Source organism: Pseudomonas sp. PSB18, assembly GCF_014596565.1.
In the GTDB taxonomy this organism is placed as follows: domain Bacteria; phylum Pseudomonadota; class Gammaproteobacteria; order Pseudomonadales; family Pseudomonadaceae; genus Aquipseudomonas.
This window is the reverse complement of sequence record NZ_NOIN01000003.1, coordinates 266,222-287,706: the sequence shown is the minus strand read 5'-3', so window position 1 is coordinate 287,706 and position 21,485 is coordinate 266,222. Positions and strand designations below refer to the sequence as shown.

Annotated in this window: 22 protein-coding genes; 11 read left to right on the top strand and 11 right to left on the bottom strand. The window is 61.3% G+C overall.

From position 1 onward, the window contains the following. Positions 1–70 precede the first annotated feature (70 nt). Entirely contained in the window at positions 71–1,696 is a 1,626-nt protein-coding gene (locus CGA22_RS09060; RefSeq protein ID WP_139646053.1) for a glucan biosynthesis protein D, read from the bottom strand. A gap of 369 nt (positions 1,697–2,065) precedes the next feature. On the opposite strand from CGA22_RS09060, the gene CGA22_RS09055 reads away from it, so the two are divergent. The 3 genes from CGA22_RS09055 (at position 2,066) to CGA22_RS09045 (ending at position 3,012) form a co-directional block, all read left to right on the top strand. Next, positions 2,066–2,251, top strand: coding sequence for a hypothetical protein (locus CGA22_RS09055; protein WP_041024818.1), 186 nt, complete (start codon positions 2,066–2,068; stop codon positions 2,249–2,251). A 114-nt stretch (positions 2,252–2,365) separates the two neighbouring features. After that, positions 2,366–2,611 (top strand): AbrB/MazE/SpoVT family DNA-binding domain-containing protein, encoded by a 246-nt coding sequence (locus tag CGA22_RS09050; RefSeq protein WP_041024817.1) that lies wholly within the window; start codon positions 2,366–2,368, stop codon positions 2,609–2,611. Continuing rightward, the gene (locus CGA22_RS09045; protein WP_041024816.1) at positions 2,611–3,012 is read left to right on the top strand and encodes a type II toxin-antitoxin system VapC family toxin; all 402 of its coding nucleotides are present in this window, start codon (positions 2,611–2,613) and stop codon (positions 3,010–3,012) included. Before CGA22_RS09050 ends, CGA22_RS09045 begins: the two co-directional genes overlap by 1 nt. Before the next feature lie 58 nt (positions 3,013–3,070). Here the strand turns inward: CGA22_RS09045 and CGA22_RS09040 are convergent, their stop codons facing one another. From CGA22_RS09040 to CGA22_RS09010, 7 genes are all read right to left on the bottom strand, one after another. Next, complete coding sequence (locus CGA22_RS09040) at positions 3,071–4,495, bottom strand: gamma-aminobutyraldehyde dehydrogenase (protein WP_041024833.1); 1,425 nt, start codon at positions 4,493–4,495, stop codon at positions 3,071–3,073. 130 nt (positions 4,496–4,625) lie between these two features. Beyond that, entirely contained in the window at positions 4,626–5,444 is an 819-nt protein-coding gene (locus CGA22_RS09035) for an ABC transporter permease (protein ID WP_041024815.1), read from the bottom strand. Beyond that, positions 5,434–6,378 carry an ABC transporter permease gene (locus CGA22_RS09030; protein WP_041024814.1) on the bottom strand — a complete coding sequence of 315 codons (945 nt, stop codon included), beginning with the start codon at positions 6,376–6,378 and terminating at the stop codon, positions 5,434–5,436. Before CGA22_RS09030 ends, CGA22_RS09035 begins: the two co-directional genes overlap by 11 nt. Position 6,379: 1 nt before the next feature. Beyond that, on the bottom strand, positions 6,380–7,417 hold the full coding sequence (locus CGA22_RS09025) for an ABC transporter ATP-binding protein (RefSeq protein WP_041024813.1): 1,038 nt from the start codon (positions 7,415–7,417) through the stop codon (positions 6,380–6,382). Between the two features lie 174 nt (positions 7,418–7,591). Further along, complete coding sequence (ydcS, locus tag CGA22_RS09020; protein ID WP_041024812.1) at positions 7,592–8,743, bottom strand: putative ABC transporter substrate-binding protein YdcS; 1,152 nt, start codon at positions 8,741–8,743, stop codon at positions 7,592–7,594. Positions 8,744–8,830: 87 nt separating this feature from the next. Beyond that, positions 8,831–10,288, bottom strand: coding sequence for a gamma-aminobutyraldehyde dehydrogenase (locus CGA22_RS09015; RefSeq protein ID WP_041024811.1), 1,458 nt, complete (start codon positions 10,286–10,288; stop codon positions 8,831–8,833). Positions 10,289–10,488: 200 nt separating this feature from the next. Further along, positions 10,489–11,403: a LysR family transcriptional regulator gene (locus tag CGA22_RS09010; protein WP_041024810.1), complete on the bottom strand. Its 915-nt coding sequence runs from the start codon at positions 11,401–11,403 to the stop codon at positions 10,489–10,491. Between the two features lie 186 nt (positions 11,404–11,589). Between CGA22_RS09010 and CGA22_RS09005 the strand changes: the two genes are divergently transcribed. From CGA22_RS09005 to CGA22_RS08970, 8 genes are all read left to right on the top strand, one after another. Further along, complete coding sequence (locus tag CGA22_RS09005) at positions 11,590–12,309, top strand: tellurite resistance TerB family protein (protein ID WP_041024809.1); 720 nt, start codon at positions 11,590–11,592, stop codon at positions 12,307–12,309. Positions 12,310–12,622: 313 nt separating this feature from the next. Beyond that, a protein-coding gene (prfB, locus tag CGA22_RS09000; RefSeq protein ID WP_156996976.1) for a peptide chain release factor 2 occupies positions 12,623–13,718 on the top strand; the annotation gives its coding sequence in 2 pieces (ribosomal slippage) (positions 12,623–12,694 and positions 12,696–13,718; 1,095 coding nt in all). Positions 13,719–13,826: 108 nt separating this feature from the next. Further along, entirely contained in the window at positions 13,827–15,329 is a 1,503-nt protein-coding gene (gene lysS / locus CGA22_RS08995; protein WP_041024807.1) for a lysine--tRNA ligase, read from the top strand. Positions 15,330–15,442: 113 nt separating this feature from the next. Next, complete coding sequence (locus tag CGA22_RS08990) at positions 15,443–16,147, top strand: TetR/AcrR family transcriptional regulator (protein ID WP_052435203.1); 705 nt, start codon at positions 15,443–15,445, stop codon at positions 16,145–16,147. 31 nt (positions 16,148–16,178) lie between these two features. Further along, positions 16,179–16,730: a hypothetical protein gene (locus CGA22_RS08985; protein ID WP_041024805.1), complete on the top strand. Its 552-nt coding sequence runs from the start codon at positions 16,179–16,181 to the stop codon at positions 16,728–16,730. Positions 16,731–16,782: 52 nt separating this feature from the next. Beyond that, positions 16,783–18,060 carry a flavohemoglobin expression-modulating QEGLA motif protein gene (locus CGA22_RS08980; RefSeq protein WP_041024804.1) on the top strand — a complete coding sequence of 426 codons (1,278 nt, stop codon included), beginning with the start codon at positions 16,783–16,785 and terminating at the stop codon, positions 18,058–18,060. A gap of 86 nt (positions 18,061–18,146) precedes the next feature. After that, the gene (locus tag CGA22_RS08975) at positions 18,147–19,052 is read left to right on the top strand and encodes an alpha/beta hydrolase (protein WP_041024803.1); all 906 of its coding nucleotides are present in this window, start codon (positions 18,147–18,149) and stop codon (positions 19,050–19,052) included. After that, positions 19,049–19,378, top strand: a complete 330-nt coding sequence (locus CGA22_RS08970) for a hypothetical protein (RefSeq protein ID WP_041024802.1) — start codon at positions 19,049–19,051, stop codon at positions 19,376–19,378. The genes CGA22_RS08975 and CGA22_RS08970 overlap by 4 nt, the downstream gene beginning before the upstream one ends. Before the next feature lie 123 nt (positions 19,379–19,501). Here the strand turns inward: CGA22_RS08970 and CGA22_RS08965 are convergent, their stop codons facing one another. From CGA22_RS08965 to CGA22_RS08955, 3 genes are all read right to left on the bottom strand, one after another. Then, a complete protein-coding gene (locus CGA22_RS08965) occupies positions 19,502–20,290 on the bottom strand; it encodes an OmpA family protein (RefSeq protein WP_041024832.1) in 789 nt (262 codons plus the stop codon). 51 nt (positions 20,291–20,341) lie between these two features. Continuing rightward, positions 20,342–20,755 carry a DUF4398 domain-containing protein gene (locus tag CGA22_RS08960; protein WP_041024801.1) on the bottom strand — a complete coding sequence of 138 codons (414 nt, stop codon included), beginning with the start codon at positions 20,753–20,755 and terminating at the stop codon, positions 20,342–20,344. Positions 20,756–21,029: 274 nt separating this feature from the next. Then, on the bottom strand, positions 21,030–21,374 hold the full coding sequence (locus CGA22_RS08955; RefSeq protein ID WP_041024800.1) for a hypothetical protein: 345 nt from the start codon (positions 21,372–21,374) through the stop codon (positions 21,030–21,032). Positions 21,375–21,485: the final 111 nt, after the last annotated feature.

Below are 21,485 nucleotides of genomic sequence, written 5' to 3'. Positions count from 1 at the left end.
TTTTCTCTGCTTGCACCGGCCTCATCGCGAGCAGGCTCGCGATGGGGCCAGCCCGAACGATCAACAACTATCAGGGATACTTGCGCTTATCCGGCGCAGGTGGGAAGTACTGGTACAGCCAGGTCTCGCTCAGGGTCCGGTCCTTGGTGCGAATGAACAGGCGCATTTCCACCGGGTCCACACGGTCGTCGGTCGGGTACCAGTCGAAGGTGATGCGATAGCCCTTGATCGCATCCACCACCAGCACGTTGAAGTCCTTCACCTCGCCATGGGAGCAGGTCACCACCGGTTCGATGCCAGTCCCAGGAGGTAGCTGGTCGAGTCCGCCGCCACTGAAGTCCACGGCAAAGCGTCGGGCCCAGACGGTCGGGTAATGCTCGCCCGGTGCCCAACCTTCGATGAAACCACCCATCCCGGACCGGCTCGCGTGGACCTGGGCCAGCTCGGTGCTCACTGGTGGCAGGGCGCTCCAGTAGAGTTTGTAGCCGTAGTTCAGCGAGTCGCCGGCCGCGACCGGTTTCTTCGGCGACCAGAACGCGACGATGTTATCCAGGGTTTCGCCGGTCGTAGGAATTTCCAGCAGATCCACAGAGCCTTCGCCCCAGGCCGTAGTCGGCTCGACCCACAGGCTTGGACGCTTGCTGTACCAGTCCACAGTGTCCTGGTAGCTCTCGAAGCTATGGTCGGTCTGCACCAGGCCGAAGCCTTTCGGGTTCTTGTCGGCAAAGGCGTTGAATTGCAGGGTGGCGGGGTTGTTCAGCGGGCGGCAGACCCATTCGCCATTGCCGCGCCACATGGCCAGTCGGTCGGAGTCATGGATCTGCGGGTGAATGGTGTCGCACATGCGTCGCTCGACGGTGCCGCAGCTGAACATGCTGGTCATCGGCGCAATGCCCAACTGCTCGATGGCGGTCCGAGCGTTGATGTGGGCGTCGACTTCCATCACGACCCGGGTGGGTTGGCAATCGATGTCAAAACGATAAGCCCCGGTGGCGCTGGGGGAGTCGAGCAGGGCGTAGACCACGAAGCGAGTACTGTTCTTGTCCGGGGTTTCGAACCAGAACTGGGTGAAGTCCGGAAATTCCTCGCGGTGCTTGGCATACGTATCGATTGCCAATCCACGAGCCGAAAGCCCGTACTGGCCACTGGCGTCCACGGCGCGGAAATAACTGGCGCCCAGAAACGAAACGATGTCGTGCCGGTCCAGCTCCGGTGCCTTGAAGGCCCGGAACCCGGAGAACCCCAGGTCACCCTTCAGTTGCGCGGTGTTGACCGTGGTTTTCTCGTAGTTGAACAACTCCGGGCGGAAGTGCACTTCACGGGCCAGGCGGGTTTTCGGATCGACGCTGTGCATGCGCACCGGCTGCTTGAAACCCATGCCGACGTGGAAAAACTGTACGTCCAGTTGGCCATCCAGCTCATTCCACAGCGAATGGTTGGCGTCATACCGGATCGCGTTGAACTGCAGTGGCGACATCATCGCCAATGTTTCTGGCAAGACTTGCTTGGTGTCGACGTAACGTTGCCCGGCCAGCCGCTTGGCCTGGTCCTTCAGGTTCTTGAAGTCGAAGGGGCGGGCCTCACCGTCTGCCGTCTGATCGGCGGCCCAGGCCCGTGCCGCCATGAGACCCGAGGCCGAAAGCCCGGTATAGGCGGCGAAAGCCATGGAGGCCTTGAGCAGGTTCCTGCGATGCATAAGTACAACCTTTCTCGAAACAATCCCCAGCCGTTCCTGGCAACAAGGACTGATACAGCTGATAAAGGAGTTCGGACATGCCTTTGGCCAAACGAACGTTAGAACAGATGCCTGAAAACCGGATCGGTTCACCGAGGGGCGAAATCATAGGGGATGCGTCGACGGCTGAGAAAAGGAAAGCGTGGCTTGGTTAAATTTTCTTACAGATATTTCTTTTTTCTCAGAGACATCTGCATTTTTTTGACTAATTACTCTAAAACTGCCTCTTCGCGGTGTGAATCACCCCTATTCTTCAGCGTGGCACAGGGAATTCGTCTGCGGGCCCGTCAGGTTCCGGGCATCAATTCGACGTACACAAGGACACTGTTCATGACGAAACTACAGGGCATTGCCGAAATGCTGGGGCTCTTTCCATGCCTGCACAACGCGCGCCGGACGCGGCGCCTTAGCCTGGAGGAACTGCGACTGGTGGAACGCTACCGCGAGCTGTCGGAAAACGACCGGATCGCCATGCGTTACCTGGTGGATGCGATGAGGAGTGTTTCGCGGTTTTGAAATGCCGCATTTTCCCAAGAGGCAAAGAGCGTTTGCCAACGATCAGCGGCGGTTGCAGGTTCGTACTTGAAGTATTACTTTTCTTGTTGAGGTAATACATCGAAGGAGAAGACAGTGTCGACGACAATGACCAGTAAGGGGCAGGTCACCATTCCCAAGCCTATTCGCGATGCGTTGCACCTGATGCCAGGTTGTGCGGTTGAGTTCAGTGTTAACGCACAGGGAGAAGTGGTGCTGCAGGCCGGTAAGCCTCGAACCGCAGAAAAAGCGGTTCGCGATCGCTTCGAAGCTGCCCGTGGCAAGGCGGATATCAAGTGGCGCACCGATGAGCTGATGGCGCTGTTACGAGGTGACGATTGATGGTGTTGGTCGACACCAACGTGTTGATTGATGTTCTGGAAGACGACCCTGTTTGGGCTGACTGGTCCATCCAGCAGTTACGTGCCCAATCCCAGATCCATGACCTCGCCATCAACCCGATTGTCTACGCCGAACTCTCCCAGACTTTTTCCACTTTTGAAGCATTGGATGAGGCTGTTACTGAACTGGGTCTGCTGATGCTGGAGATACCTCGACCGGCGTTGTTTTTGGCCGGCAAGGCTTTTGTGCGCTATCGCAAGGTAGGTGGCGGAAAGAATAATGTACTGGCCGACTTTTTCATTGGCGCCCATGCCGCTGTGAAGGGCCTGACTTTGTTGACCCGGGATGCCAAGCGTTACCGCAGCTATTTCCCTTCGGTCGAATTGGTAGTGCCTTCCTGACCCTCGTCTGACCACGACCGGGTTTGCTGCCCGGTCGTGGCGGGATTGGCTCTGCGGATCAATGTTTGAACATCACATGCCGCACCACCGTGTAGTCCTCCAGCCCGTACATGGACATGTCCTTGCCATACCCGGAATGTTTCTGACCGCCATGGGGCATTTCGCTGACGAGCATGAAATGGGTATTCACCCAGGTGCAGCCGTATTGCAGGCGTGCCGACAGGCGATGGGCCCGGCCGACGTCGCGGGTCCATACCGATGAGGCCAGGCCGTAGTCCGAATCGTTGGCCCAGTCCAGCACCTGCGCTTCATCGAGGAACGGGGTAACGGACACCACCGGGCCGAAGACCTCCCGGCGCACGATCTCATCGTCCTGCTGGGCATCGGCCAGTACCGTCGGTTCGAAGAAGAACCCGTTGCCGTCCACGGCCTTGCCACCGGTGATCAAACGGATATGCGGCTGGGCGATGGCGCGCTCGACGAGCCCGGCCACGCGGTCGCGATGCTGGGCGGTGATCAGCGGGCCCATCTCGGTGTCCGGTGCGGTTTGCAGGCCGTACTTGATGCTGCTCACCGCGGCGCCGAGTTTTTCGACGAACTGGTCGTAGATGCCTTTCTGGGCATAGATGCGACAGGCCGCGGTGCAATCCTGGCCCGCATTGTAGAAACCGAAGGTGCGGATGCCCTCCACGGCGGCGTTGATGTCGGCGTCGTCGAAGATGATCACCGGGGCCTTGCCGCCCAGTTCCATGTGCGTGCGTTTGACGCTGTCGGCGGTGCTGGAAATGATGTGCGAACCGGTGGCGATGGAGCCGGTCAGCGAGACCATGCGCACTTTCGGGTGGGTGATCAGCGGCTGGCCGACGGTCTGCCCACGACCGAACACCACGTTGAGTACACCCGCCGGGAAAATCTCCGAGGCCAGTTCCGCCAGACGCAACGCTGTCAGGGGCGTCTGTTCCGACGGCTTGAGCACAACGGTATTACCGGCGGCCAGGGCCGGGGCGATTTTCCAGGCAACCATCATCAGCGGATAGTTCCAGGGCGCGATGGAGGCAATGACGCCTACCGGGTCGCGCCGGATCATCGAGGTATGCCCCGGCAAGTATTCGCCCCCCGCCGAGCCGTTCATGCAGCGGCTGGCGCCGGCGAAGAAACGGAACACATCGGCGATGGCCGGGATCTCGTCGTTCAGGGCGGCGGCCAGGGGTTTACCGCAGTTGTCCGATTCCAGCTTCGCCAGTTCTTCGCCATGGGCTTCAATGGCGTCGGCCAGTTTGAGCAACAGCAGGGAACGGTCCTTGGGGGGGACCTGCGACCAACTGTCGAAGGCGTCATCGGCGGCGCGCACGGCAGCGTCGACCTGGGCTTCGCTGGCTTCGTTGATTTCCACCAGCACCCGACCCAGCGCCGGATTGAACACGGCCTGTCCGGGACCTTCGCCATTCACCAGGCGACCGTTGATCAGCAGTTTGGTTTGCATGTCCATGTCCTCTCAAGTTGTTGTTTTTTTGTGGGAGCGAGCCTGCTCGCGAAGGCGTTCCATCAGGCAACCCTTGCACTGACTGGAGCACCGCTTTCGCGAGCAGGCTCGCTCCCACATGGGGTCATCGCTATTTCCCCCCGCTACCCGCCACGCTCTCACCCCCTCGGGTCAGGTAATAGGCGCCCAGTATCGGCAGCATGGTCACCAGCATCACGAGCATGGCAACGACGTTGGTCACCGGCACGTCGCGGGGGCGGCTGAGCTGGTTGAGCAGCCAGAGCGGCAGGGTGCGTTCATGGCCGGCGGTGAAGGTGGTGACAATGATTTCGTCGAATGACAATGCGAACGCCAGCATGCCGCCGGCCAGCAATGCCGAGCCGAGATTGGGCAGGATGATGTAGCGGAAGGTCTGCCAACCATCGGCCCCCAGGTCCATCGAGGCCTCGATCAGGCTGTGGGAGGTGCGGCGCAGCCGGGCGATGACGTTGTTGTAGACGATCACCACACAGAAGGTCGCGTGACCGACGACGATGGTGAACATGCCCGGTTCGATTCCCAGGGTCTTGAACGTGGCCAGTAACGCAATGCCGGTGATGATCCCTGGCAGGGCAATGGGCAGGATCAGCATCAGCGATATCCCCTGCTTGCCGAAGAAGTCGCGGCGGTACAGCGCTGCCGAGGCCAACGTGCCGAGCACCATGGCGATCAGGGTGGCGATGGTCGCGATCTGCAACGACAACTTGATCGCCTCCAGCACATCCGCACGGGCGAAGGCCACGCTGAACCATTTCAGGGTCAGGCCCTGGGGCGGGAAGCTGAACGCGGCATCTTCGGTGTTGAAGGCATAGAGGAAGATGATCAGGATCGGGAAGTGCAGGAACACCAGCCCGCCCCAAGCCGCGATGCGCAAACCCCATGAAGCCCGGGATGAAGAGTCAGAGTGCATCGAAAGCCCCCAGGCGCTTGACGATAGACAGGTAAATGGCGATCAGCACGATGGGCACCAGCGTGAAGGCGGCGGCCATGGGCATATTGCCGATGGCGCCTTGCTGGGCGTAAACCATGCTGCCGACGAAGTACCCCGGCGGGCCCACCAGCTGGGGCACGATGAAATCCCCCAGGGTCAGCGAGAACGTGAAGATCGAACCGGCGGCGATGCCGGGGACCGACAGCGGCAGGACCACTTGCATGAACGTCTGCCGGGGCCTGGCGCCCAGGTCCGCCGAGGCTTGCAGCAGCGAGGGCGGCAGGCGTTCCAGGGACGCCTGGATCGGCAGGATCATGAACGGCAGCCAGATATAGACGAACACCAGGAAGCGTCCCAGGTGCGAAGTGGACAGCGTGCTGCCGCCGACGCCGGGGATTTCCTGCACGAACTGCAACACCGGCCCCAGGCCCAGGTGCTGGATGAACCACTGCGCCACGCCGCCCTTGGCCAGCAACAATGTCCAGGCATAGGCCTTGACGATGTAGCTGGCCCACATGGGCAACATCACCGCGATGTAGAAAAACGCCTTGGTCTTGCCGCTGGTGTAGCGCGCCATGTAATAGGCGATGGGAAACGCGACGACGGCGCTGGCGATGGACACCGCGATGGCCATGCTCACAGTGCGCAGGATGATGTCGAAGTTCGAGGGTTGGAACAGCGCCGCGAAATTCGCCAGGGTCAGGTCGGGCGTGACCGCCATGGTGAAGTCGTCGAAGGTGTAGAAGCCTTGCCACAGCAAGGTCAGCAGCGAGCCCAGGTAGATCGCGCCGAACCAGATCAGCGGCGGCACCAGCAGCATCGACAGGTACAGGTTGGGCCGCCGGTACAGCAGGTTGGAAAACCGTCGCAGCGAGCCCGGCGCGGGTCTCCGGGGGAGGGCCAGTGTATTCATCTCAGGCCTCGCCGCCGACAGTGTCGTGCAGGGCGATCATCGCTTCGCGGGCCCAGCGGACCCTGAGCTGCTGGCCGGTCTGGTGCAGGGTGCCGCTGTCGGCCCACTGGGTGTTGGCCTGGCTGAGGTTCAGGGTCTGGCCGTTTTCCAGTTTCAACTCGTAGCGGGTGGCGCTGCCCTGGTATTGAATGTCGTGAAGCAGCCCTTGGACTTCGATTTCATGGCCGCCCAACGGGCCCTCGGCGAAACGCACGTGTTCCGGGCGGATCGAAAACGGTTGTGGATAACCGCTCAGCTGTCGCGCCAGATCGCCGCGAATCACGTTGGAGGTGCCGACAAATTCCGCGACGAAGGTGGTCGCCGGTTTCATGTACAGGTTGCGCGGTGTATCCACCTGTTCGATGCGGCCCTTGTTGAACACCGCCACCCGGTCGGACATCGACAAGGCCTCGGTCTGGTCATGGGTGACGAAAATGAACGTGATGCCCAACTGGCGCTGCAGTTTCTTCAATTCGCCTTGCATCTGTTCGCGCAGCTTCAGGTCGAGGGCGCCGAGGGGTTCATCCAGCAGCAACACCCGCGGGCGGTTGACCAACGCACGGGCCAGGGCGACGCGCTGACGCTGGCCGCCAGAGAGCTGCACCGGTTTTCGGTCGCCATAGCTACCCAGGGCCACCATTTCCAGCGCTTCGTCGGCGCGCCTGGTTCGCTCGGCCTTGGCGACGCCTTTGACTTTCAGGCCGTAGGCCACGTTGTCGCGTACGTTCATGTGGGGGAAGAGGGCGTAGTCCTGGAATACCGTGTTGACGTCCCGTTGATAGGGTGGCAGCCCGGCGGCCTCCTCGCCGTGGATGCGGATGGAACCGGCGCTCGGCTGTTCGAAACCGGCAATCAGCCGCAGGCAAGTGGTCTTGCCCGACCCGGAGGGGCCCAGCATGGAAAAGAACTCGCCGTCCTGGATATCGATGCTGACCCGGTCAACGGCCTTCACCTCGCCGAACTGACGGGACACGTGGGTGAACTGGACTGCGAGTGTCATGGTGCGGTGCTCCATAAAGCGGTGCGGCATGAAATTTCAATGATGGGAACACTGTCCTGTGGCGAGGAGCCGTTGTGGCGAGGGAGCTTGCTCCCGCTGGATTGCGAAGCGATCCTGGAGGCGGCTGCTTCGCACCCGAGCGGGAGCAAGCTCCCTCGCCACGGCCCTGAAGCCCTATCGCCCGCCCATGATCGCGATGTAATCCTGGGTCCAGCGGCTGTACGGCACGAACTTGCCGCCCTCGGCCTGTGGGGTTTTCCAGAAGGCGATCTTGTCGAACTGGTCGAAGCCGTTGGTCTTGCACCCCTCAGCCCCCAGCAGCTCGCTGCCCTGGCACGCCGCGGGCACTGCCGGCAAGGAGCCGAACCACGCTGCCACGTCCCCCTGGACCTTTGGTTGCAGCGACCAGTCCATCCATTTGTAGGCGCAGTTGGGGTGCTTGGCCTCGGCGTGGAGCATGGTGGTGTCGGCCCAGCCGGTGGCGCCTTCCTTCGGAATGGTCGAGGCGATCGGTTGTTTTTCGTTGATCAGGCCGTTGACCTGATACGGCCATGCACCGGAGGCCACCACGCCTTCGTTCTTGAAGTCACTCATCTGCACGGTGGTGTCATGCCAGTAGCGGTGGATCAATGGTTGCTGGGCCCGCAGCAGCTCCAGTACGGCCTTGTACTGGGCTTCGTCGAGTTGATACGGATCCTTGATGCCCAGTTCGGGCTTGGCAGTCTTGAGATACAGCGCCGCATCGGCGATGTAGATCGGCCCGTCGTAGGCTTGCACGCGGCCCTTGTTCGGCTTGCCATCGGGCAGGGCCTGGGCGCTGAACAATACGCTCCAACTGGTGGGGGCCTGCTTGAATACGTTGGTGTTGTACATCAGTACGTTCGGTCCCCACTGATACGGCGTGCCGTAGGTCTGCTGGTTGACCACGTACCACGGCGCGTCCTTGAGGCGCGGATCGAGGTTCTTCCAGTTGGGGATCAATGCGGTGTTGATCGGTTGCACCCGCTTGCCGGCGATCAACCGCAACGAAGCGTCGCCCGAGGCCGTGACCAGGTCGTAGCCACCCTTGCTCATCAGGCTGACCATTTCGTCGGAGGTCGCGGCGGTTTTCACATTGACCTTGCAGCCGGTTTCCTTCTCGAAACCGGTCACCCAATCGTAGGCCTTGTCGCTTTCGCCTCGTTCGATGTAACCCGGCCAGGCCACGATATCCAGTTGGCCTTCTCCCGCGCCGACGGTCTTGAGCGGTTCGGCGGCCTGGGTGCTGATGCTGGTCAGCAGCGCCAGGGTGATTGCACTGAGCAATACGGTGTTATGCGCGTACATGGGAATCCCTCTTGCTTTAATTATGGTCGGGGCAGTGTTTTCAACGGGTGAAGCGCCATGGATGGCCTGTTATCAGCGTAGTGCTGTTTATAAATGCTGGCCGTGGCGGGCCATGATGTGGCGCACCACGCTGTAGTCCTGGAGCGAGTCGCTGGACAGGTCTTTGCCATAGCCCGAGCGCTTCAGGCCGCCGTGGGGCATTTCGCTGACCAGCATGAAGTGGCTGTTGATCCAGGTGCAGCCGTATTGCAGGCGCGCCGCCACCTGCATCGCCTTGTCCAGGTTCTGGGTCCATACCGAGGATGCCAGGCCGTATTCGGAGTCGTTGGCCCAGTCCACCGCCTGGCTGAGTTCGTCGAAGCGGGTCACGGTAACCACCGGGCCGAACACTTCGCGCTGGACGATTTCATCGCTTTGCTTGCAACCGGCCAGCAAGGTCGGCTGGTAATAGAAGCCGGCGCCGGAATGCACCGCCGCGCCGGTGATGCGCTCGATGTGCGGCTGGCCGAGGGCGCGTTCGACGAAACTGGCGACGCGGTCGCGCTGACGGGTGCTGATCAACGGGCCGATTTCGTTGTCGGCGTCGCGTTTGCCGGCAAAGCGCAGGCTGCTGACCGCCGTGCCCAGTTCGGCCACCAGTCGGTCATGAATGGCGCCTTGGGCGTAGATCCGACAGGCCGCGGTGCAGTCCTGGCCGGCGTTGTAATACCCGTAGGTACGCACGCCATCGACCACCGCCTGGATGTCGGCATCGTCGCAGACGATCACCGGTGCCTTGCCACCCAGCTCCAGGTGCGTGCGCTTGAGGGTTTTCGCCGCGGCCTGGAGGATTTTCTGGCCGGTGACGATATCGCCGGTCAGCGAGACCATACGCACCTTGGGATGGCTGACCAGATGGCTGCCGACGCCTTCGCCGCCTCCGCAGATGACATTGATGACACCTCGGGGCAGGATCTCGGCCAGCAACGGCGCCAGGGCGAGGATGGACAGCGGCGTGTGTTCCGATGGCTTGAACACCAGTGTGTTGCCGGCGGCCAGGGCCGGAGCAATTTTCCACGCAGCCATCATGATCGGGTAATTCCACGGTGCGATGGACGCGACCACGCCGATCGGGTCGCGGCGCACCATGCTGGTGTAGCCGGGCAGGTATTCGCCGCTGAGCTGGCCGGTCTGGCAGCGCACGGCGCCGGCGAAGAAACGGAACACATCCACTGTGGCACTGAGGTCATCCTGTCGCGCCAGGTGCAGTGGCTTGCCGCAGTTCAGCGACTCGAGACGGGCCAGGTGATCGGCATTCCTTTCGATGGCCCCGGCAATCTCCAATAGCAGGTTCGAGCGCTGTTGCGGGGTGGTGCGCGACCATCCGTCGAAGGCATGGTGAGCGGCCAGGATCGCTGCCTCGACCTGTTCGACGCTGGCCTCGGCGATAGAGACCAGTACCTCGCCGGTGGCCGGGTTGAGGATCGGTTCGACAAATCCCTCGCCAGCGACAAGCTCCCCATCGATCAGCAACGCGGTGCACAGTGGAGTTTGCGTGCCAGCCATGTCCGATTTCTCTTTTTATCGGTTGAAACACAGAACCTGTGGGAGCGAGCCTGCTCGCGATGGCGGTCTATCTGTCGACAGCGGCTTTAATGACACTCCGCCATCGAGCAGGCTCGCTCCCACAGGGATCGTGGTGATGCCGCAAGACTAGTGTGCGGCCTCCGTGCCGACAAATTCTAAATACTAATGTCTGCTTTCGATTAAATAGATGGCTTGCGTCCGCCATGGGGTTGTTCCCGGGCGACGGTGAGGAATGGATCGACCAGGGCCGGTCGTGACGTGCCGCGGCGCCACGCCAGCCCGACGTCGAGGGTCTGGTTGAGGTCAGCGATCGGGCGCGCTTCGATGATGTCGCCTTCCAGGGACCAGGGGCGGTACGTCATGTCTGGTTGGATCGACACGCCGAGTCCCGCCGCCACCAGGCTGCGCACCGCTTCGGTCGAGGCGGTGCGCAGCGTGATCTTCGGTTGCAGGCCGGCACCGCGCCACAGGCGCTGGGCGTTGCGCTCCATCTCATCGACGTTCAGCTGGATCAACGGCTCGCAGGCGACGTCCGTCAAGTTGATGCTGTCGTGCTCCAGCAGCGGGTGCTGCGCGGGCAGCCACAAGCGGTGCGGAGAGTGGGTCAGTACTTCGGTCTGCAAGGCATGGCGGTCTTCGAGGTTGGACAGGATGAGCACGCCGACGTCGATTTCACCGCTGACCAGCAGATGTTCGATATAGGGGCGTTCGTCTTCCATCACGCGGATCACCACATTCGGGTAGGCGCGCTGGAAGCGGGTCAGTAGATCGGCCAGATAGTAGCCGGCGACCAGGCTGGTGACCCCGACGGTCAGGTGGCCGGCCACCTGGTCGGTGCTTTGCTGCAGGCTGCGCTTGGCGTTGTCGACGGTGGCGAGGATCAGGTGGGCCTGACGCAGGAACTGATGGCCCTGATGGGTCAGGGTCATGCCCTTGGCATGGCGGCTGAACAGGCTGACACCGATCTCCTGCTCCAGTTGCTGGATGGCCAGGGTCAGGGTGGATTGGGAAATGAACGCGGTTTGCGCGGCGGCTGAAATCGAGCCGGTCTCGGCCACGGCGATGAAATGGCGGATCTGACGCAGGGTCATCATGGGTGAATACCCGGTGGGCTGTTTTTATCGATGTTCTGCAGTGTATATCGTTTTTCCTGAAGGGCAGCGGCAGCGGTCGAAGAGACGGGCAACATCTCGAAGCAATCTCGTCGACGACTTCGGGCACTTTCGATTTAGGCTGGTGGCCTTGCGAATCCGGTTACCCGAACACGTGGAGGCAGCGAAATGAACACCCGTGGACTACTCGATCAGTTACTCAAGTCCGGCCAGGACCTGTTGCAGAACAAAGCGGGCGGCGCTCAGAACAAGCCGGCCGGTGGGCTTGGCGACCTGCTGGGGGGCAAGGCCGGGTCGGGCGGGCTTGGCGGCCTCCTTTCCGGTGCCGGCGGTGGTGCATTGGCGGCAGGTGCCATGGGGTTGCTGCTGGGTAACAAGCGGGTCCGCAAGACCGGCGGCAAGGTTGCGCTCTACGGCGGTCTCGCCGCGCTGGGCGTGATCGCCTACAAGGCCTACGGCAACTGGCAGGCCCAGCAGGGCCGCGCGCCGCAAACGGAACCCCAGACCCTGGACCGCATCCCTCCGGCACAGGTCGAGCAGCACTGCCAGGCCATCCTCAAGGCTTTGGTTGCGGCGGCCAAGGCCGACGGTCGTGTGGATGAGCGTGAGCGGCAGTTGATCGAAGGCGAATTCACCAGGCTCGACAGCGACCAGGAACTGCGGCAATGGCTGCACGCCGAGCTCAACAAGCCCTTGGACCCCACCGACGTCGCCCGCGCCGCCGGCACGCCGGAAATGGCCGCGGAAATGTACATCGCCAGCGTGATGCTGGTGGACGAAGAAAATTTCATGGAAAAGTCCTACCTCGATGAACTGGCGCGGCAGCTCAAGCTGGAGCCGGGGTTGAAGGTCGAACTGGAGAATCAGGTGCGACAGGCTTCGGCGTGAGCGTTGTAGCGGAACATCGGCCCTTGTAGGCGCTGGCGAAGGTTCGGGCCGCGTTCGGACGATCTTCTGATCTTTCACTTGAGGTTCAAGTGTCAGTGGAAAGATCGCAGCCTCGCTTCGCTCGACAGCTCCTACGCAGCCTGGCAGTGCGACGGGGCGTCAAAACCCCTCGCAACAAGGTTGGGTGTTGAGCGCGGTTTTTGATCCCAATGTGAACCTCATTGCCCCCAGAGCCGCCAGGCGGGCTGCCGTCGGCGCTTGATTACGTTATACTCGCCGGCTTTCAAAAGTTCGCCAACGAGTGCTGCCCGCCATGGAAATCAACCCGATCCTTAACACCATCAAGGACCTGTCCGAGCGCTCCGAAACTATTCGGGGGTATCTTTGACTACGATCAAAAGCATGAGCGTCTGACCGAGGTCAACCGCGAGCTTGAAGATCCGAGTGTCTGGAACAACCCTTCGTACGCCCAGGAACTGGGCCGCGAGCGTTCTGCGCTGGCGCAGATCGTCGAGACCCTGGATGAATTGTCCAGCGGCCTGGCCGATTGCCGCGACCTGCTGGACATGGCTGTCGAAGAAAACGACGAAGGCGCGGTCGGCGATGTCGTCGCCGAGCTGACGCGCCTCGACGAGGCCCTGGCCAAGCTGGAATTCCGTCGCATGTTCAGCGGCGAGATGGACATGAATAACGCCTACCTGGACATCCAGGCCGGTTCCGGCGGTACCGAAGCCCAGGACTGGGCCAACATCCTGCTGCGCATGTACCTGCGCTGGGCCGACAAACGCGGTTTCGACGCGACCATCATGGAACTGTCGGCCGGTGAAGTCGCCGGGATCAAGGGCGCTACCGTGCACATCAAGGGTGAATACGCCTTTGGCTGGCTGCGTACCGAAATCGGCGTGCACCGCCTGGTGCGCAAGAGCCCGTTCGACTCCGGCAACCGTCGGCACACCTCGTTCTCGGCAGTGTTCGTATCGCCGGAAATCGATGACAACATCGAAATCGAGATCAACCCGGCGGACCTGCGCATCGACACCTACCGTTCTTCGGGTGCCGGTGGCCAGCACGTCAACACCACCGACTCGGCCGTACGGATCACCCACGTACCGACCAACACCGTGGTCAGTTGCCAGAACGAGCGTTCCCAGCACGCCAACAAAGACACCGCGATGAAGATGCTCCGCGCGCGCCTGTACGAGCAGGAAGTGCAGAAGCGCAACGCGGCGTCCCAGGCGCTGGAGGACACCAAGTCGGACATCGGCTGGGGTCACCAGATCCGCTCGTACGTGCTCGACGCTTCCCGCATCAAGGACCTGCGTACCAATATCGAACGCAGCGACTGCGACAAGGTGCTGGACGGCGACATCGACGAATACCTGGAAGCGAGCCTCAAACAAGGGCTGTAACGCGACACCCATGCGGCGGGCGGGCACGCTTTTGCGAAAGCGCGGCCCGCCGGCAAACTCCGGCCCCGGGGCCGGGGGCAACGAACCTGTGATGGAATCCTTAAAGACATGAGCGACCTAGAACTCGACCCGCAAGCCCTGCAACAGGAAGAAAACTCCCTGATCGCCCTGCGCAAGGAAAAGCTTGCTGCCGAGCGCAACAAGGGCCAGGCCTTCCCCAACGACTTCCGCCGCGACGCCTACTGCGACGCCTTGCAGAAGAAGTACGCGGACAAGACCAAGGAAGAGCTGGCCGAGGCGGCGATTCCAGTCAAAGTGGCCGGTCGTATCATGCTCGACCGTGGTTCGTTCCTGGTGATCCAGGACATGACCGGTCGTATCCAGGTCTACGTCAACCGCAAGACCCTGCCGGAAGAAACCCTGGCCGCCGTCAAGACCTGGGACCTGGGCGACATCATTGCCGCCGAAGGCACCCTGGCCCGTTCCGGCAAAGGTGACCTGTACGTCGAAATGACCAGCGTACGCCTGCTGACCAAGTCCCTGCGCCCGCTGCCGGACAAGCATCACGGCCTCACTGACACCGAGCAGCGCTACCGCCAGCGCTACGTCGACCTGATCGTCAACGAAGACGTGCGCCAGACGTTCCGCGTGCGTTCCCAGGTGATCGCCCACATCCGCAGCTTCCTGATGAAGCGCGACTTCCTGGAAGTCGAGACGCCGATGCTGCAGACCATCCCTGGCGGCGCGGCGGCCAAGCCGTTCGAAACCCACCACAACGCCCTGGACATGGAAATGTTCCTGCGCATCGCGCCTGAGCTGTACCTCAAGCGGCTGGTGGTCGGCGGGTTTGAAAAAGTCTTCGAGATCAACCGCAACTTCCGTAACGAAGGTGTTTCGACCCGGCACAACCCCGAGTTCACCATGCTCGAGTTCTACCAGGCCTACGCCGACTACGAAGACAACATGGACCTGACCGAGGAACTGTTCCGCGAGTTGGCGCAGCTTGTTCTCGGGACTACCGACGTGCCGTATGGCGACAAGGTGTTCCACTTCGGTGAGCCGTTCGTGCGCCTGTCGGTGTTCGACTCGATCCTCAAGTACAACCCTGAACTGACCGCCGATGACCTCAACGACATCGACAAGGCCCGCGCCATCGCCAAGAAGGCCGGTGCCAAAGTGCTCGGCTTCGAAGGCCTGGGCAAGTTGCAGGTGATGATTTTCGAAGAGCTGGTGGAGCACAAGCTGGAACAGCCGCACTTCATTACCCAATACCCGTTCGAAGTGTCGCCGCTGGCTCGCCGCAACGACGAAAACCCGAACGTGACCGACCGCTTCGAGTTGTTCATCGGCGGCCGCGAAATCGCCAACGCCTACTCCGAGCTCAATGACGCCGAGGACCAGGCCGAGCGCTTCATGGCCCAGGTGGCCGACAAGGACGCCGGCGATGACGAAGCCATGCACTACGATGCCGATTTCGTGCGCGCCCTCGAATACGGCATGCCACCCACGGCCGGCGAAGGCATCGGCATCGATCGCCTGGTGATGTTGTTGACCAACTCACCGTCGATCCGGGATGTGATCCTCTTCCCGCACATGCGGCCTCAAGCGTAAGTGTTTCAATTAAAAAACCGCCTGGAAGGGCGGTTTTTTATTGCCTGTCTGGTACAAACGTATCAATTGGTTACTTTTGAAATAGCGAGGAAAGACCTGTCGTGAATCGTGCAATGTCTCCAGAAGGTGCGGCGGGCGTCGCCACCGCAGTCGCTGAAAGTGTTCAGTACCAGGGCCGCAAGGCGAGCCGACAGGGCAGTGAGCAGCGTCGCCAGGAGATTCTCGATGCGGCCATGCGCATTGTGGTGCGCGATGGCGTGCGGGCCGTGCGACACCGTGCGGTGGCCGCCGAAGCGGGCGTGCCATTGTCGGCCACCACCTATTACTTCAAGGACATCGATGACCTGCTCACCGATACCTTCGCCCAATACGTGGAACGCAGCGCGGCGTTCATGGCCAAGCTGTGGGCCAACAACGAAGGCTTGTTGCGGGAAATGGTCGCTTATGGGGACGGCAGCGCCGGATCCCGTTCGCAGTTGGCGGACGACATCGCCCGGATGACCGCCGACTATGTGCAGCATCAATTGGACAGTCGTCGTGACTACCTGATGGCCGAGCAGGCCTTCCGCCAGGAAGCGCTGCTCAACCCGCGTCTGGCGGAGCTGGTGCGGTCACATCAGCAGATCCTGTTGCACGGCACCTGTCAGTTTTTCCAGGTATTGGGCTCTCGTGAGCCACAACAGGATGCCAAAGTGTTGACGGCGATTATCGGACGGATGGAATATCAGGGCTTGCTCAATGGCGCCGAGCCGGTCGCCGGTGAAGACATGCTCGGTATTTTGACCCGTTACATGCACCTGGTATTGGCGTCTGTCTAAACACACAGCCCTTGTGCCATAGGGAGCTCCAATGAAAGCCTGGCGTGCCGTTGTAATGGCCATGTCGTTGCTGCTGCTCAGCGGCTGCCTGGTGTCCTTCAAGGCGCCGCTGCCCGACGCCGAGGCCGCGCCCAAGGGCCTGCTCGGTTATTGGACCAGCACCAATGCCTGGGGCGAACCGCTGAACCTGGAGCTGACGAAAGTCGGCAAGCACCGCTACCAGGCCATCAGCTACTTCAGGGCCAGGCCCCAGGAGCGGGAAGCCATTCCCCTGACCGTTTCCCGTCACGGCAGCCGCTGGTACCTGTCGGCCAAAGTGCCGGCCCGGTATGGCGGGCATTTCGTGATTGCCGGTTTCGAGCTGACCGACAAGCAGGAACTGGTGGTCTACAACCTGGACATGGAACAGATCAACCAGGCCATCGGCCAGAAGTTCCTCAGCGGCCAGCCGAACCGGAGCGAGGAGGGCGATGGGGTCCTGGTGGACAGCGACATGAGCAGGGTCTTCAGTTATCTCGACGACCCGGCCAATTCCGATGTGTTCTCGGAAGCCGTGCGTTACCAGCGGCTCAAAGCCCAATAGACTCGAAACATCAACAACAGCAGCAAGCGGACGTTATTCACAGGAGTTCCGGGTGGACGATTACCAGCAGACGATACGCACCTTGTCCGATCGCATAGTGCTGGCGCAAACGCCGATTCGCATTCTCGACGCGGTGAAATGGGACGAGAACATCCGCAAGGGGTTTCTCAAGGCCAAGGGCAAGGAACCGCCTGCCGTAGACCGTGACTATTACCTCAACCGGCCGCTGTCCTTCGATTCCAGCAAGGTCAAGCTGGAGTTCCAGAACATCGAGCGCGACATTACCCGTCAGCTCGGACAGTTCAACCCGGTCGGTCAGATCATGCGCCGCATGTGCAAGGAGTACCGCATGGTGGTGCGCATGCTCGAAGCGCGCGGCACCGAGGACTTCGGGTTGATTTCCCAGGAACTCTACGGCGCCGCCTCCGACGCTTTCCATGCCGGCGACCCGACCCTGTCCGACCTGGGCCTGATGCTGTCCGACTACCTGAACAACATTGATGGCCGTGGCGATTTGAAGGACGAGCCCAAGGTCCTCAACGCCAAGGAAGCGGTCGGCCTGCTGCAGCACCGTCTCAACCGGGTCTTTGGCGAAGCCGAGGAAACCATTCGGGTGTTCGAGTCCGACGGGATCGTCGCGGACGCAGCGGCGGGTGCCGACTACATCAAGATCCGCGCCGATGCGATGTTCAACGAGCGGGACGTGCGGGCCCTGGAGGTCCATGAAGGCCTCGTGCATGTCGGCACGACCCTCAACGGCTTGAACCAGCCGATCTGCACGTTCCTGTCCAAGGGCCCGCCCTCATCCACCGTGACCCAGGAAGGCCTGGCGATCCTGATGGAGATCATCACGTTTGCCTCCTACCCGAGTCGCCTGCGCAAACTGACCAACCGCACCCGCGCCATCCATATGGTGGAGGAAGGGGCCGACTTCCTGCAGGTCTTCGAGTTCTTCCGCGAGCAGGGCTTTGAAATGGCCGAAAGCTACGGCAACGCCAGCCGGGTTTTCCGTGGCTCGGTGCCGAACGGCCTGCCATTCACCAAAGACTTGTCCTACCTCAAAGGCTTCATCATGGTTTACAACTACATTCAGTTGGCCGTGCGTAAAGGCAAGCTGGAGCAGGTGCCGCTGCTGTTCTGCGGCAAGACCACCCTCGAGGACATGCGTACCCTGCGGCAGTTGGTGGACGAAGGCCTGGTGGTGCCGCCCAAGTACCTGCCCGACCAGTTCCGCGACATGAACGCATTGTCGGCCTGGATGTGTTTCTCAAACTTCCTGAACCATCTGAGCCTGGACCGGATCGAAGCGGATTATTCCAATATCCTGTAAACATCTCACTGTCCAATTGTGGGAGCGAGCCTGCTCGCTCCCACAAGGACTGTGTTTCAACTTCAAACTTATGCGAGGTTCACCGGATGCGAACCCTCGGCATCTTTTGTCTGCTGCTGGCCCTGAGTGGCTGCAGTTCGCTGTTGTTCTACCCCGAGCGCGGTCAGCCCTTCACCCCGGAGCGGGCGCGGCTCGAATACCGTGACGTCAGCCTGCTCACCGCCGATGGCTTGAAGCTCCATGGCTGGTGGCTGCCGGTCAAGCAGGGTGTCGAGGTCAAGGGGACGGTGCTGCACCTGCACGGTAACGGCGGTAACCTCGCCTGGCACCTGGGCGGTAGCTGGTGGCTACCGGAGCAGGGCTATCAGGTGTTGATGGTAGATTATCGCGGTTATGGCTTGTCCGAAGGCGAGGCGAGCCTGCCGGCGATCTACCAGGACATCGACGCGGCATTCAAGTTGCTCGACCAGGCGCCGGAGGTCCAGGGCAAGCCGTTGGTGCTGCTCGGCCAGAGCCTGGGTGGCGCGCTGGCGGTGCATTACCTGGTCGATCACCCGCAGCGCCAGCAGCAACTCAAGGCCCTGGTACTCGACGGCGTACCGGCCAGCTATCGCGACGTTGGACGTTTTGCCCTGAGCACGTCGTGGCTGACCTGGGCCTTCCAGGTGCCGTTGTCCTGGCTGGTGCCCGACGGCGACAGCGCCATCGGCTCCATCGCGCAATTGAATGGCGTGCCGAAGCTGATCTATCACAGCCTCGACGATCCTATCGTGCCTCTTTCCAACGGTATCCGCCTGTATCAAGCTGCGCCGCCGCCGCGGGTTCTGCAACTGACCCGTGGCGGGCACGTGCAGACGTTCGCCGACCCGGTCTGGCGAACGGTGATGCTGCGCTACCTCGACGACCCGCAACACTTCGACGGGCTTCGCCGCCTGGGCGAAGTCCCGAATTACCCGAAATCTCCCGTTGAATCTCCAGAGAGCCCGCAATGAGCGAAGAACGCAACGCCATCCCCCTGATCATCACCGGTATCTGCAGCATCCTCGGCACCGTCGCGGTGCTGTGGTACTACGGCTACCTGCACTTCGCCAAGCCTGAGGATGCGCTGTTGCTCAATGAGTTCACCATGCTCAAGACCGTGCCGGGCGAAGACTACAAGGTGTCCCTGGAGCCGGCGCCCCAGGTAGCCCAGTGCATCGATGGCGTGCTGGTGCTGTTCGACACCGAACAGAAAGGCCTGACGGGCGTGTTGGTCAATGAAAAGAAACGCGCGGTGCGCTGCATGGGGCAGGAGACGCCGCAGAAGCTCCAGCCGTAATGCCATGAGGGCCGGTGATCCCCTGTGGGAGCGAGCAGGCTCGCTCCCACAGGGGAAATATTCGACAGATAAAAAGCCCCGCCTGAGTTGTTCAGGCGGGGCTTTTTCATTTCACTCAACCGATCAGTTGGCGCTCATGCTCGAACGTGGCGCCACTGGCTGGTTATCGTTGGAGATGGTGACTTCAACCCGACGGTTCATGGCGCGGCCCGAAACGCTGTTGTTGTCGGCCACCGGGAATTCCTTGCCATAACCCTGGGTCACGATGCGGGCCGGGTCGACGCCCATTTTCACCAGCGCGGTGCGCACGGAGCTGGCGCGGCGTTCGGACAGCGACTGATTGTAGGAATCCGAACCGGTGCTGTCGGTGTAGCCCTCGATGATCACCTTGCGGTCAGGGTTTTCCTGGAGGAACTGGGCCAGTTTATTCACGTTGACCAGGCCGCTGGAACGCAGGTCGGACTTGTTGGTGGCAAACAGCACGTCACCGAAGGTCACCAGGGTACCGCGTTCGGTCTGCTTGGCGTTGAGGCTGTCCTGAAGTTGCTTGATCTGCGCGTTGCGGGCGTCGAGCAAGGCACGGGCGCGTTCGTCGCCGGCGTTTTTCAGCTCCATCTCGGCGTTACGCAGGGCAATGGTCTGCTTGGCCACTTCGACGCGCTGATTGGTCAGGTAGGCCAACTGGTCGACCTTGGCTTCGTCTTCCCGATCCAGATAAGCCTTGTCGGCCTTGGCCAGGAAATCGGCGGCGTCCTTGGTTTCCAGCGCGGCCACCTTGGTCGCTGCCGGGTCGGCCTGCAGGCCGTTGTAGTTGGTGCGGGCCTGTTCCAGGTTCACGTTCGGGTCGTGGGAGCAAGCGGCCAGGGCTACGCAGGCAGCGAGCAGGGCGGGCATCATCAAATGTTTATGCATCATAGTCTGTCGTCCTTTTATCGATGAGAAGTACGTCGTGGCGTGAACGGCTTACTGAACCTTGTTCATGCCTTCCTGACGCAGTTCCTGAACCCCTTTCTGGGAGTCCTTGAGTGCCTGTTCGGCTTTGGCGGCCTGGGCCTTGCGTTCAGCGACACGGGCGTCCCACTCGGCCTGTTCGGCCAGACGCCTGGCTTCGTCGTATTTCTTGTCATGCATGGCCAGCTCGGCTTGCTTGAGCTTGTCCTGGGCCGACTTCATTTCCACCGCGGCGAATTCGGTACCACCGGCGCTGACCGCGCTGTTGACGGCCGATTGCGTCACCGCGTACTGCTCCGAAGGTGGATTGCCGGCGCATCCTGCGAGGATGAAGCTGCTTCCGATGGCCAGGGCAGCCAACTTCAGACCACGCAGGCCATTGAATGAGGGTTTGGCAGTGCAGGTATTCATAGGCTTCAACTCCATTGGAAAACTCCTGGGAAACTACAAATCCATGCCGGAACCGAAGCCTTGACGTCCGTTTTGATGCTGGTGCCAGGCGCGTTTATTTAAACAACCGTTCCAGTATGGTTACTCGGTGTGACCCGAGGCTTTTTTCAAAAGTTCAGCGAAGATGGCCAATCGCCAAAAAGCTTTGCTGACTGATCGGTCAAGCGCGAAAAAGCTGAACTTTCCTGACGCGCAGCGGTATTCCAGCGCCGCTTACGGCGCTGGAAGCGAGATGGAAACGGGGGATGTGTCAGTGTTTCGACTTGTCGTCCTGTGAACAGAGTTCATGCAGATGACGACGGGACAGGGCGAGAAAACGCGGCGTCGGGCCGACATCTTCGTACAGCGGGTCGCCTTCTTCATCGGTGGCGACCACTTGGGAGCCCCTGATGTACGGGAAGCTCGCTTCCAGTTCCTCCAGGGCGGCGCCGATCAGTTCACCGAGCAGTTCCTCGGGCTGGCGCTTGGGGTACATGTCGCAGATCGCGGCAAGGCGCGCGGCGGCTTCCATGTCCAGGTGAATGGTGTAGCCGGTCTGGGTCAGGTGGCCCTTGGCGTTCTCTTCCCAATGCTGGGCAAGCTCACGGATTTTCATGATGACCTCATTAAACCTGCTCGTGGCAGGCACGGTGAGTGACAAGCCGTCGTGTGGCTTACTGATGAGACTAGCTTTGTCCGACAAGGTTTAAAGACCCTTCGTCGCTTG